The organism is Novosphingobium sp. PASSN1, assembly GCF_002278815.1.
Window position 1 is genome coordinate 1 of sequence record NZ_NKIS01000004.1, and the last position, 13,605, is coordinate 13,605.

7 protein-coding genes are annotated in these 13,605 nt (G+C 67.5%); 6 read left to right on the top strand and 1 reads right to left on the bottom strand.

The features are described from left to right. The 6 genes from CFE35_RS08295 to CFE35_RS08320 all read left to right on the top strand — a co-directional run. Positions 1 to 3,099: enoyl-CoA hydratase-related protein (locus CFE35_RS08295; RefSeq protein ID WP_292929922.1), on the top strand; the 3,099-nt coding region annotated here is incomplete at its 5' end. Positions 3,100 to 3,207: 108 nt separating this feature from the next. Then, complete coding sequence (locus CFE35_RS08300) at positions 3,208 to 6,906, top strand: SDR family NAD(P)-dependent oxidoreductase (RefSeq protein WP_292929924.1); 3,699 nt, start codon at positions 3,208 to 3,210, stop codon at positions 6,904 to 6,906. After that, on the top strand, positions 6,903 to 7,850 hold the full coding sequence (locus CFE35_RS08305) for an acetyl-CoA carboxylase carboxyltransferase subunit alpha (protein ID WP_292929926.1): 948 nt from the start codon (positions 6,903 to 6,905) through the stop codon (positions 7,848 to 7,850). The genes CFE35_RS08300 and CFE35_RS08305 overlap by 4 nt, the downstream gene beginning before the upstream one ends. A gap of 1 nt (position 7,851) precedes the next feature. Next, entirely contained in the window at positions 7,852 to 8,283 is a 432-nt protein-coding gene (locus CFE35_RS08310; protein ID WP_292929928.1) for a cupin domain-containing protein, read from the top strand. Positions 8,284 to 8,346: 63 nt separating this feature from the next. Further along, on the top strand, positions 8,347 to 9,423 hold the full coding sequence (locus tag CFE35_RS08315) for a PLP-dependent cysteine synthase family protein (protein ID WP_292929930.1): 1,077 nt from the start codon (positions 8,347 to 8,349) through the stop codon (positions 9,421 to 9,423). After that, entirely contained in the window at positions 9,420 to 13,010 is a 3,591-nt protein-coding gene (locus CFE35_RS08320; protein WP_292929932.1) for a hydantoinase B/oxoprolinase family protein, read from the top strand. The genes CFE35_RS08315 and CFE35_RS08320 overlap by 4 nt, the downstream gene beginning before the upstream one ends. Here the strand turns inward: CFE35_RS08320 and CFE35_RS08325 are convergent. After that, positions 12,997 to 13,521 (bottom strand): VOC family protein, encoded by a 525-nt coding sequence (locus CFE35_RS08325; RefSeq protein WP_292929934.1) that lies wholly within the window; start codon positions 13,519 to 13,521, stop codon positions 12,997 to 12,999. The genes CFE35_RS08320 and CFE35_RS08325 overlap by 14 nt on opposite strands. Positions 13,522 to 13,605: the final 84 nt, after the last annotated feature.

A 13,605-nucleotide genomic window follows, 5' to 3' on the forward strand; every position in this document is an offset into this window, starting at 1 on the left:
TTCATCGAAGTCAGCCAGTTCCCTGAAACCCGCTCGGGCAAGTACATGCGCCGCATGGTCCGTGCGCTGGTAGAGGGCGGCGAGCTGGGTGACGTCACCACCTTGCGCAACCCGGAAAGCCTGACCGAACTCAAGACCGCGATCGATGCGTGGCAGCGTCAGCAGCGCCTCTCCGAAGAGCAATCGCTGTTCGAACGCTATCGTTACTTCCTCATCCAATACAACGCCGTAGCCCCCGGCAAGCGCGTCGCCACCGTCACCGTCACTAACGCTCCGGTCAACGCGCTTAACGAACGCGCCATCGATGAACTGGTCATCGTGGTCGAGCACCTTTCCCGCAAGGACGATGTCGTCGCGGTCGTTTTCACTGGCGAAGGCACAAGCTCGTTCGTCGCGGGCGCGGATATCCGGCAGATGCTGGAGGAAATCCACAGCCACGATGAAGCGCTGGTCCTGCCCAACAACGCGCAGCTCGCCTTCCGCAAGATCGAGACGATGGGCAAGCCTTGCATTGCCGCAGTGCAAGGCGTGGCGCTGGGCGGCGGTATGGAATTTGCGCTGGCGTGCCATGTGCGCGTGGCGGAAACCACCGCGCGCTTTGGCCAGCCCGAAATCCGCCTGCGCCTTCTGCCCGGCTACGGCGGCACGCAGCGCCTGCCGCGCCTGCTGGCAGACCGCCACGGCGAGGCCGGCGTGCGCGATGCGCTCGATCTCATCCTTGGCGGGCGCAGTATCGATGCTGCGCAGGCCCACGCCATCGGGCTGGTCGATGCCCTCGCCGATGGGCACCGCGATGCCCTCGCCGAAGCGCACGCCATGGTGCGCGATTGGGTGAAGCGCGGCGACGCCAGCCCGCTGGGCCAAGCATTTGCCGCGCGCGAAGAGGCTACTGCGCAATGGGAAGAACCCGCCGCAGTCGACCTTGACGCAGTACTGCAGGACGATTTCCTCCAGCGCATCCTGCGCCAGCTCGATTGGGCCGGTCGCGGCACGGCTGGCGCGCGCGCGCTCGATGCCGTGCGCACCGGCCTCACCTCCGGAATGGCCGCCGGTCTCGCCCGCGAAGCCGCGCTGTTTGCCGAGGCGATCATCGATCCCGAAGGCGGCAAGACCGGCATCCGCCAGTTCATGGACAAAGTCGCGCCCCCGCTCCCCGTCCGCCGCGACGGCGTGTGGATCGATGCCGAGCATGAACCGCGCGGCAAAGCGCTCGAAGCCAGCGGCGATCTGCTCCCCGTTGGCGCGCCGTTCTATCCCGGCGTCACCGCGATTCCCGATTGGCAATATGCCTTCGGCATCGCCCGCGATCCCGATACCGGCGCCCCGCGCTTCGGCCCGCCCGCGACGCATGAGCGCGAGTTGATCGTAAAAGTGCCAGAGCCCGCGCCCAACGAAGCGCTGCTTTACATGCTGACCAGCGAGGTCAACTTCAACGACATCTGGGCGCTGACCGGCATTCCCGTCTCGCCGTTCGACAGCCATGAAGAAGACGTCCAGATCACCGGCTCGGGCGGCATCGCGCTCGTGGCGGCGCTGGGCAGCGAAACGCGCAGCGAAGGCCGGGTCAAAGTTGGCGATCTCGTCACGGTCTATTCCGGCACCAACGATCTCCTCTCGCCCGCCGTCGGCAACGATCCGATGTATGCGGATTTCTCGATCCAGGGGTACGAGACCGAAACCGGCAGCCACGCGCAGTTCCTGACCGTGCAGGCGCCCCAGATGCACAAGGTTCCGCCGAACCTCACGCTGGAGCAGGCGGGCAGCTATGTGCTCAATCTCGGCACGATCTCGCGCTGCCTGTTCACCACCCTGCAGATTGCGCCGGGTCGCACCCTCTTCGTCGAAGGCGCGGCCACCGGCACCGGGCTCGATGCGCTGCGTTCTTCGGTGCGCACGGGCCTGCAGGTCACGGGCCTCGTTTCCAGCCCTGACCGTGCCGCGTTCATCACCGGCCAGCAAGGGGCCGTCGGCGCGATCAACCGCAAGGACCCGCGCTTTGCGGACCTTTACACCACCGTTCCCGAAAACGCCGAAGCCGCCCGCAACTGGGAAGCCGCAGGCCAGCCGCTGGTGGAGGAATACAAGGCGCTGAACGGCGGCAAGCTGGCTGACTATGTCGTCAGTCACGCTGGCGAAACCGCCTTCCCGCGCAGCTTCCAGCTCCTTGCCGAGAACGGCACGCTGGCGTTCTATGGCGCATCCTCGGGCTATCATTTCAGCTTCATGGGCAAGCCCGGCAAGGCCAGTCCCGAGGACATGCTGCGCCGCGCGGCCCTGCGCGGCGGTGAGGCGGTGCTGATCTACTACGGCCCCGGCTCGGACGCGCTGCTCGATGACATGGGCCTCGAAATCATCGAGGCCGCACGCCGCTTCAACGCCCGCAGCGTGGTTGCCACCACCACCGACGGCCAGCGCGAGTTCCTCGGCTCGCTGGGTCTGGAAGACGCCATCGAAGGCATCGTCAGCCTTGAAGCGATCCGGCGGCGCGAGGGGGATAACTTCCTCTGGCCCGATACGATGCCGCGCCTGCCCGATGCCAAGGCCGATATCGAGGTCTTCAAGGCCGCGGTGCGCGATTATCAGGACCGCGTGATGAAGCCGTTCGGTTCCGCCGTCGGCAAGATCCTGCGCTCGGCAGACAATCCGCGCGGCGCGCCCGATCTGGTGTTCGAACGGACCGGGCAGGATAAGCTGGGCGTCTCGACCTCGCTGGTAAAGCCCTTCACCGGGCGGGTTGTTTTCTCCGAAGACTGCGCGGGCAGCCGCTTCACCTTCTATGCGCCGCAAGTCTGGACCCGCCAGCGCAAGATCCTGATGCCCACCGCTGCGATCCTCGGCACGCACCTGTGCAATGCCTACGAAGTCGCGCGGATGAACGACATGATCGCGGCCGGTTTGCTCGAAGTGACCGAGCCCGAAGTGGTCGGCTGGGACGGCCTGCCCGAAGCGCATCAGGCGATGTGGGACAACCGCCACTCCGGCTCGACCTATGTCGTCAACCACGCCCTCCCCGCGATGGGCCTGCGCAGCCGCGATGCCCTGCTGGAGGCATGGGCAGTCATCGGGGCGATTCAGGAAGCGGGGGCCGCAGATGCATAAGTCACCCGCACCGCACTAGCGCGGTTCCCACTCCCAGCTGCCCTCCCCAGGCCGAGTGCCCCCTCAGACAGCGCAAGACGTGCGCGTGAATTTTCGCAGGAGAGTGACATGGCCAAGGCAAAGACGACCACTGCGGCGCCCGCGGCACCGGCCGCAACCGGCGGCAGGCTTGCAGGCAAGATCGCGCTGGTGACCGGCGCGGCAGGCAATATCGGCGGCTATATCGTGCGCCACTACCTTGCCGAAGGCGCGACCGTGGTGATGACCGGCCGCACGGCAGAGCGCCTCGAAGCCGCCGCCAAGGCGATGCGCGAGGCCGCAGGCGTGGATGACACGCGCCTTGCCACCGTGATCCTCGATGGCGGGGACGCGCAATCGGTGCGCGACGGCGTGGCCGATGTGGTGGAGCGGTTCGGCAAGATCGACATTCTCGTCAACAATGCCGGGTCCGCTGGCCCCAAGCAGCCGATCGAGGCCCTGCCCTTTGATGCCGAGGAACTAGCCGCCCTGCAGAAGCGCGGCGCGACCGACACCGAGACCGTGCCCGGCGCGATGCGCAACATCTTCGGCGTCGCGTGGAATCTGGCCCGCACCGTCGCCCCGGCGATGCCCGAGGGTAGCTCGATCATCAACGTCTCGACCATCTTTTCGCGCACGCCCTATTATGCGCGCGCCGCCTATGTCGTCCCCAAGGCGGCAATGAACGCGTGGTCGCGCGAACTCTCGCTCGAACTTGGCCCCAAGGGCATCCGCGTCAATCTCGTCTTCCCCGGCCCCATCGAAAGCGAGCGCATCCGCACCGTCTTCGCCGCGATGGACACCATGCGCGGCGACGAGCAGGGCACCACTGCGAACACCTTCTTCGACATGATGTCGCTGGAGCGCAGCACCGGCGGCGCGCCGAAGGCCAAGACCTTCCCGGTGCCGGACGATATCGCGACGACCTGCGTGTTCCTCGGCAGCGACGAATCCGCCGCGTTCAACGGCCACGATTTCGAAGTCACCCACGGCATGACCGTGCGCAAGGAAGAGCGCGCCACGTATCTGGCGCGCCCGACCATGCGCTCGATGGACGGCGCAGGCCTCGCCATCCTCATCGCGGCGGGCGACGGCTGGGAAGAAGCGCTGGAAATTGCCAAGATCCAGATCGCCTGCGGCACCAGCGTCCTCCTCGGCCTGCCGCGCCAAGCCGACGTTGCCATCGCGCAGGCCCGCGCCAAGGCGGAGGGCATTGGTGAAGCACTGACCATCGTGCGTTTCAACCGCACGGAACCGGCCACCATCGAAGCCGCGCTGACGGCCTACACCGATAGCAACACGCCGATCACCGGCGCGATCTTCCTGCCGGTTCATGGACCGGGCGAATTCACCGGCAGACTGGTCGATGCGACCGACGAGACGATCGATACGTTCATGGACGTCGAACTTGTCGGCGCGATGGCGCTCGCCCGCACCCTCAGCCGCTACTGGAAGCGCCACGGCTCACTGCTGCAGGCGCCGCGCTTCATCTTCATGTCCAACGCCAGCGACGGCAAGGACAACGTCTATGCCAACGTGCTGCGCGCCGCGATCGAGCAGCTGATCCGCATCTGGCGCGACGAGAGCGAGATCGACGTTGCCCATGGCCGCCGCCGTCAGGGCGAATGGGGCAACCAGATCGTGCGCTTCTCCAATGCGGAAGGCGAAAACACCCGCTTTGCCGCAGGCCACGCAGCGCGCGTGCTGATCAAGGAAAGCAAGATCGGCGAAGTCACGCTCTACGTGCCGCGCAGCATTGGCGAGGCAACCGGCGCGCGGAAAGCGATGGCGGGGTTCAGCGAGAACATCACCGGCCTGCATCTGGGCAAGGTCGCGCTGATCACCGGCGGCTCGGCAGGTATCGGCGGGCAAGTCGCGCGCCTCCTCGCGCTCGCGGGCGGCAAAGTGATGATGGTCGCGCGGCGCGAGAGCGAACTCGCCGTTGCCCGCGCGCGGATCGTCAGCGAATTGGAGGACATCGGCTTCGCCGGGGTCGAACGCCGCGTGCAGACGATGGCGGGCATGGACGTCAGCAATCTCGCCAGCCTGAAAGCCGCCGTCGATGCCACGATCAAGGCGTTCGGGCGGATCGACTACCTCATCAACAACGCCGGCGTTGCGGGCGCGGAAGAGATGGTCGTCGACATGAGCGTGGACGCGTGGAACTACACGCTCGACGCGAACCTCATTTCCAACTTCACGCTGATGCACCACGTCGTGCCGATCATGAAGGCGCAAGGCTCGGGCTATGTGCTCAACGTCTCGTCCTACTTCGGCGGCGAGAAATACCTCGCGGTCGCCTATCCCAATCGCGCCGACTATGCCGCGTCCAAGTCCGGCCAGCGCGCAATGGTGGAATCGATGGCGCGCTATCTCGGGCCTGAAGTGCAGTTCAACGCCATCGCGCCCGGCCCGGTCGATGGCGACCGTCTGGCGGGCACCGGCGGCAAGCCCGGCCTGTTCGAGCGGCGCGGCAAGCTGATCCTTGCCAACAAGCGGCTCAATGCGATCCATGCCGCCGCGGTCAAATCGCTGCGCCGGGGCGTGCGCGTGGAGGCGCTGCTCAGCCGCCTTGCCCGCAACGATACTGTCCGCATGTCGCACGATACCAACAACCCCCGCGAAATCCGCGAGCTGGCGCTGGCCTGCGCGCGCGAGGGTGACGGCCTGTGCACCTGGGACCGCTACCTGATGACGCCGGACATCGCGGCCAAGCTCGTCGGCCGCCTGCGCGGCGCGGGCTATTTCCTCGATAGCCCCGAATGGGCCGAACGCCCCGATACCCCCGAGGCCAACCGCGACTGGCTCTTGAAGACCCCGCCCGAAGACGAGCCTTTCCTGCCTGCCGACAAGATCGCGGTAGAGGCCAAGAAAGTCGGCACCGGGGTGCTTTCGCAGTTGTTCCTCGGCAAGATGCCGACCGAGACCGACGTGGCGCAGGCGACCGTGTTCTTCCTCGCCGACCGCGCGGTTTCGGGCGAGACGTTCATGCCCTCGGGCGGTCTCAGCGTCGAACGTTCGACCACCGAGCGCGAATTGTTTGGCAGCCCCAAACAGGAACGGCTCGACCAGATGCGCGGCCGCACGGTGTGGATCATCGGCGAGCACCTGACCGACTACCTCGCCGAAACCGCCCGCGCCTTCATCAGCGAATGCCATGTCGCGCGCGTGGTGCTGATGAGCGGGACGGCAGATGCCTATGCCGCGTTTGCCGCGCAGCTCGATGACATCACGGATGCTCCGATCGAGCATGTCTCGCTCGAAGGCGGTGTCGAAGCGGCGATGGACGAGAGCCTGACGCGCTGGGGCCATCCCACCACCATCGTCTCCACCCCGCTGCAGCCCCTGCCGAACCGGCTGTTCGCCACCGATGCGCTGCTCACGCCTGAGGAGTTCCGCACGCTGGTGGATGACAACCTCACCACGCACTTCCGCGTGGCGCGCAAGGCTTCGCTCTATGACGATTGCCAGCTGGTGCTCGTCTCGCCCGATGTGCCGATGGGCGACAAGAGCCCGGCCTTCGCGCTCGCCAACTTCATCAAGACCACGCTGCACTCCTTCACCGCCACGCTGGCAGTGGAAAACGAGCGGCTGGTCCACGGAGCGCCGGTCAACCAGATCAATCTCACGCGCCGCGTCCGTTCGGAAGAGCCGCGCGATCTCGATGAACATCTGGAAGAAGTGAAGCGGTTTGCCCGCGCCGTGCTGCTCGTCGGCACCCCCCTCCCCGATGCCGAAGATTCGCGCTATCGTGCGCGCATCTATCGCGGGATGTCGATGACGGTTTGATGGAATACTTATCGTTCGAAAAGCCGATCGAAGCTCTCGCGAAGCGCGCCGCCGCGCTTCGTGAAGGCAAAGGGGGCGAGGGCCAAGGCGGCGAGGCCGAAGCCCTGATGCTCGACGAGCGGGCGCACCGCCAGCTCGGCGATATCTACGCGCGCCTCACCCCGTGGCAGCGCACGCAAGTGGCGCGGCACCCGCAGCGGCCCCACTTCGTGCATTACGTGCAAGGGCTGTTCGAGGATTTCCTGCCGCTGGGCGGGGACCGGCTTTACGGCAACGATCAGGCGATCATCGGCGGGTTTGCGCGGCTCGGCGGGCGTCCGGTCATGGTCATCGGGCATGCCAAGGGCGAGGACACGACGACCCGGCTCAAGCACAATTTCGGCATGGCGCGGCCCGAAGGCTACCGCAAGGCGATCCGGCTGATGGACATTGCCGACCGCTTCGGCCTGCCCGTCATCACGCTGGTCGATACGCCGGGCGCGTTCCCTGGCGTCGATGCCGAAGCGCGCGGACAGGCCGAGGCCATCGCGCGCAGCACCGAAAAGTGCCTTGAAATCGGCGTACCGCTTGTCGCCGCAATCGTCGGCGAAGGCGGCTCGGGCGGCGCGGTGGCGCTGGCCAGCGCCAACCGCGTGCTGATGCTCGAACATTCGGTCTATTCGGTCATCTCGCCCGAAGGCTGCGCTTCGATCCTGTGGCGCGGAGGCGACCGCGCGCCCGAGGCGGCCGAGGCGATGAAGATGACCGCGCCCGATCTCATGCAGCTCGGCATCATTCACCGCGTGATCTACGAACCGGTCGGCGGTGCCCACCGCAACCATGCCGAGACGATCAAGCGCCTCGGCACCGCGCTGCGCGCCGAACTGGCCGATCTGGCCCCGCTCACGGCGGATGAACTGCGCGCCGAGCGCTGGTCGTTCTTCATGAAGCTGGGCTCGGTGTGACGTGATCGAGAACGAGCGTGAGGACCGCGAAGTGCTGGAAGCCATGCGCGGCGGGCCGGGCAGCGTCACCGTCCGGCACTTCCGGTTCGCCGGCAAAGGCGCGCCCACCCGCTTCCTGATCCTCGAAATTCCGCCCGGCGCGGCAGAAGGCAGCCATGTCCACTATGCCGATGATCGCAACGGCATCGGGGCCTACGAAGAGTTCTACTACGTGATCGCCGGGCGCGGCCTTGCCACGCTGGGCGATGAAACGATCCCGGTTGGCCCCGGCGATTACTGGCATGCCCCGCTCGATCTGGCGCGCGGCCTCGCCAATGCCGATACCGAGGCTATGCTCAAGGTGCACCTCACCGTCGTGCTGCGCGATCCGGAAACGCAGCGCGCGCGGGGGAAAACCGCAAGCGGCCTTGAGCCGCCCCCGCCCCTCGCCTAAGCGGAACGCGGCGCAATCTTTGCCAGAAGGGCACTGGCCGGGCCGCAAGGGAGCAGGACGGGAATGCAGGCGCAGCAGGATCAGAACTGGGTCCACTGGGCGATCCAGCGGATCGAGGCGGACTATGCCCGCTCGGCCGATACGCACCTTCTGCCCGTGCCGCTCCCCGCGCTGCCCGGCATTGCGATCTACCTCAAGGATGAAAGCAGCCACCCCACCGGCAGCCTCAAACACCGCCTCGCGCGCTCGCTGTTTCTCCACGCGCTGTGCAGCGGCTGGATCGGGCCGGAAACCACGGTGGTCGAAGCCTCCTCCGGCTCCACCGCCGTGTCCGAGGCCTATTTCGCGCGGATGCTCGGCCTGCCGTTCGTGGCCGTGATCCCCCAGCGCACCGCGCGCGAAAAGATCGCGGCGATCGAGGCGCTGGGCGGCACCTGTCATCCGGTCGTGGATCCCGGCACCGTGCAGGCAGTTGCCGCGCGCATAGCCGCCGAATGCGGCGGGCACCATATCGACCAGTTCACCTTTGCCGAGCGCGCGACCGACTGGCGCGGCAACAACAACATCGCCGAAAGCATCTTCACGCAAATGCGGCGCGAACCGCATCCCGTGCCGACCTGGATCGTCTGCGGCGCAGGCACGGGGGGCACTTCGGCCACGATGGGCCGGTTCCTGCGCTACTATCGCCACCCCACGCAGCTCTGCCTCGCCGATCCGGAAAGCTCGTCGTTCCATCGCCACTGGCATGACCGGACGCAGCGCAGCGGCAGCGGCGCGCCGTGCCACATCGAAGGCATTGGCCGCCCCCGCGTCGAGCCTTCGTTCGTCCCCTCGGTAATCGACCGCGCCGAAGTCGTGCGCGATGCAGCCTCCATCGGGGCGGCCCGCGCGCTTTCGCGCCATCTTGGCCGCCGCGTGGGCGGGTCTACCGGCACCAACCTCGTCGCCTGCGCGCGCATTGCCAGCGAAATGGCAGCGCGCGGGGAAGACGGGGCCATTGTCTCGATCCTCTGCGATTCAGGCGAGCGCTATGCCTCGACGCTCTACAACGACGACTGGCTGGCGGCGCAGGGCCTCGATGCGAGCGCGGACGAAGCCCGCATGGCGCGTTTCCTCAGCGAAGGCTGCTGGGCCGAGTGACAAGCGCGGGCTGGCATTTCTGGATAGACCGGGGCGGCACGTTCACCGATATCGTCGCGCGCGCGCCGGATGGCGGGCTCCACACGGCCAAGCTGCTGAGCGACAATCCCGGCCACTATGCCGATGCCGCCACCGCCGGCATCCGCCGCATTCTGGGCATCGCCCCCGCCGCCACCATCCCGCCCGGCAGTATCGCCGAAGTGCGCATGGGCACCACGGTCGCCACCAATGCCCTGCTGGAGCGCAAGGGCGAGCCGGTGCTGCTGCTGATCACGCGCGGGTTTGCCGATCTCCTTGCGATGGGCCACACCGCAAGGCCCCGCCTGTTCGATCTCGACGTGCGGCTGCCAGCTCCGCTCTTCAGCGCGGTGGAAGAAGTGGGCGGGCGCGTCGCGGCGGATGGCGCAGTGCTTGCCCCGCTGAACGAGGACGCGGTGCGCGCTGCGCTCGCCCGCCACCGCGCGGCGGGGCTTAACGCCTGCGCCATCGCGCTGATCCACGGCTGGCGCTATCCGGAAATGGAAGCGCGGATTGCCGCCCTCGCGGTGGAAGCAGGCTTCACGCAAGTGACCGCCAGCCACGCCGCAAGCAGCGCCATTGGCCTTGTCGCGCGCGGGCGCACCGCGCTGGTCGATGCGTATCTCTCGCCCGTGCTGCGCGAATACACGGGCCGCGTCACCGCCGATCTTGGCGCGCAGACCCCGCTCGCGTTCATGCGCTCGGACGGCGGGCTCAGCGCAGCGGCGGATTTTCATGGCCGCGATGCCATCCTGTCCGGCCCGGCTGGCGGCATCGTCGGCGCGGCGCGCACGGCTGAAAGTGCCGGTTTCCCGCGCATCGTCGCGTTCGACATGGGCGGCACCTCGACCGACATCGCGCTCTATTCCGGCGCGTTCGAGCGCACGTTCGAGGCGCAGATCGCCGGAGCCGATATCCGCGCGCCGATGCTGGCCATCGATACCATCGCGGCAGGCGGCGGCTCGATCCTCAGCTTCGATGGCGCGCGCATCCGCGTCGGTCCGGAAAGCGCGGGCGCGGACCCCGGCCCGGCCTGCTACCGGCGCGGCGGCCCGCTCACGCTGACCGATGCCAATGTCATGCTCGGCAAGATCAGCCCGGCGCATTTCCCGGCGATCTTCGGTCCCGGCGGCGACCAGCCGCTCGATGGCGAGGTGGTGGCTGCGCGCTTTGCCGATCTGGCCGCGCAGATGGGCGGTGAGCGCACGGCCAGCGAGGTGGCGGAAGGCTTCCTCGCGGTCGGCGTCGCCGCGATGGCCGCCGCGATCCGCCGCCTGGCGCTGGGGCGCGGGGTCGATGTACGCGGCCACGTGCTGCAATGCTTCGGCGGCGCGGGCGGGCAGCACGCCTGCCTTGTCGCGGCAGAGCTTGGGATGCGCGAAGTGCTGATCCACCCCTTGGCGGGCGTCCTCTCCGCGCTCGGCATGGGCCTTGCCCGCCGCAGCGCGCTGCGCACCGCGATGGTGGAGCAGCCGCTGGGCGATGCCGCCGAAGCCCGGATTGCTGCACAATGCGCGGCGCTGGGCGAAGAAGCGCAGGCCGAGCTCGCCGCTGGCGAAACGGAAACCACCTGCACGGTCCGCCTGCGCTATGCAGGAACCGATACCGCGCTCGGCGTTCCGCATGGCCCCATCGCGGCCATGCGCACAGCGTTCGAGCGCGAGCATATGGCCCGCTTCGGCTATAGCGAGGCGGGCCGGGATCTGATCGTGGCCGAACTCGTGGTCGAAGTCGTGGCGGCGCAGGATACGCCGTTCGCCATGCCGCACGTGGCAAACCGCGCACCGGCTGCTCCTATTGCCCACACCCTGCTCTGGAGCGGCGGCAAGGCGCATCAGACCCCCGTCTGGGACCGCGCGAACCTTGGCGTCGGCACCGAGATCACTGGCCCCGCAATGATCCGCGAAGGTCTCGCCACGACCATCGTCGAACCCGGCTGGACGGCCCGCGTGCTGCCGCAGGGTGAACTGCTGCTGACCGCCGATGCGCCTGGAGCGGCGAGCGCTTTGGCGGTATCCGCGCAAACCCGCCCCGATCCCGTTCTCCTGGAACTCTATGCCGCGCGCTTCATGGCGCTGGCCGAGCAGATGGGCGAAGTGCTGCGCAGCACCGCCACCAGCGTCAACATGCGCGAACGGCTCGATTTTTCCTGCGCGGTGTTCGATGGCACCGGCCAGCTGATCGCCAATGCGCCGCATGTGCCGGTCCACCTCGGCGCGATGGGCCAGAGTGTGCGCGCGATCATGGCGGCGCGGGGCAGTGACTTGCAGGCAGGCGATGCCTTGGTGCTCAACAACCCCTATAACGGTGGCACCCACCTGCCGGACGTCACCGTCATCACCCCTGTCTTCGCACCCGGTCACGCCGCCCCCATCGCTTTCGTCGCCAATCGCGGCCACCATGCGGATATCGGCGGCACCACCCCCGGATCCAGCCCCCCGCACGCGACCACACTGGAAGAAGAAGGCGTGGTGCTGGACAACGTCCTCCTTGTGCGCAGCGGCGTGCTGGATGAGGCGGGGATGCGCCGCCTGCTGGCCGATGCCCCTTGGCCTGCGCGCAATCCTGATGCGAACCTTGCGGACCTCAAGGCGCAAGTCGCTGCCAACATGGCCGGCGCGCGCGATTTCGGCGCGCTGGTCGAACGCCACGGCCTGCCCGAAGTCAGCGCCTTTATGGGACACGTGCTCGATAACGGCGAAGCGGCCGTGCGCGCGGTGCTGGCAACTCTTGCAGGCGGCACGTTCGAAACCCGGCTGGATGATGGCCGCCCACTCAAGGTCATCGTCAACGTCGATCAGGCCGAACGCTCGGCGCGCATCGATTTCACCGGCACCGGCGCGCAGGATAGCGGCAATTTCAATGCACCCGCTGCCGTCACCCGCGCGGTCGTGCTCTATGCGCTGCGCGCGCTGGTAGGCCGGGATATTCCGCTCAACGATGGCTGCCTGCGGCCGGTCGAACTCGTCATTCCCAAAGGCTCGCTGCTCGATCCGGAGCCGGGCCGCGCGGTCGTTGCGGGCAATACCGAGATCAGCCAGCAGGCGCTGAATGCCGTGCTCGCCGCTTTCGGGGCCTGCGCCGCCGCGCAAGGCACGATGAACAACTTCCTCTTCGGCAATGCCCGCCACCAGTATTACGAAACCATCGGCGGCGGCATGGGTGCCGGGCCGGGCTGGCACGGCGCGGGGCCGGTGCAGTGCCACATGACCAACACCCGCATCACCGATCCCGAAGTCCTCGAAACCCGCCTGCCCGTGCGCCTCGAACGCTTCGGCGTGCGGCATTGCTCGGGCGGCGCAGGCCAATGGCGCGGCGGCAACGGGGCGGTGCGCGCCATCCGCGCGCTGGAGCCGATGGTCGCGACGCTCGTCTCCTCGTCGCGCGAAGTGCAGCCCTTCGGCATGGCAGGCGGCAAGGCTGGTGCACCGGGCCGCCAATGGATCGAACGCGCCGATGGCCGGATCGAGGCCATCGTAGGCCGCGCCGAAGCGGCGCTTGAGACGGGCGACGTCCTGACGATCGAAACGCCTGGCGGAGGCGGTTGGGGTCAGCCTACCAGGGAATGATCAGCTGCTTGCCGTCCCAGTTCTCCGCCTCGTGCCGCGCGCGGGCGTACATGCTGCGGATGATGTCGCTCTCCGGGTAAAGCTCGATCATGTGCCCCATCGTTTCGCGCGCATCGATGTAGCAGATCTGCGCGCCGAAGCTGACCACGAACTCGCTCGCCACCGGCATCCCGGCAGCGACATAGCGGTCCCGCGTGCCTTCGTAATCCGCGCAGAACATCGCCATGTGGTGGATGCCCTGCTGGCCGCTGGGATACATGTCGTGAAACGCGCTCGGCCCGCTGGAAACCAGCTCGACCAGTTCGATATTGAGATCGCCGCTCTGCACGAACACGCCGCGGATGCGGATCGGATCAGCCGGCTGGCCGCGATAGACGTGGTTGTCCAGCACCCCGTTGCCGCCGCCGATGAACGGCCCCATGCCGAACAGCTGGTTATAGCGCGCGCAAGCCGCCTCGAGGTTGTCCACCACGTGGCAGACCTGAATGAACGCGCCGCTGGGTATGGTCATGGCCGGTGCTCTCCCTAGTGCTTTGCAAGGGTTCTGCGCTGCCGCCCCGCCAAACACAACCGCCGCCGTGCCCCCGAAATTGAG

Bases quoted from the DNA above. Each gene is read 5' to 3' on its own strand.
- CFE35_RS08300 (WP_292929924.1), top strand. From the start codon at position 3,208: ATGGCCAAGGCAAAGACGACCACTGCGGCGCCCGCGGCACCGGCCGCA.
- CFE35_RS08315 (WP_292929930.1), top strand. From the start codon at position 8,347: ATGCAGGCGCAGCAGGATCAGAACTGGGTCCACTGGGCGATCCAGCGG.
- CFE35_RS08325 (WP_292929934.1), bottom strand. From the start codon at position 13,521: ATGACCATACCCAGCGGCGCGTTCATTCAGGTCTGCCACGTGGTGGAC.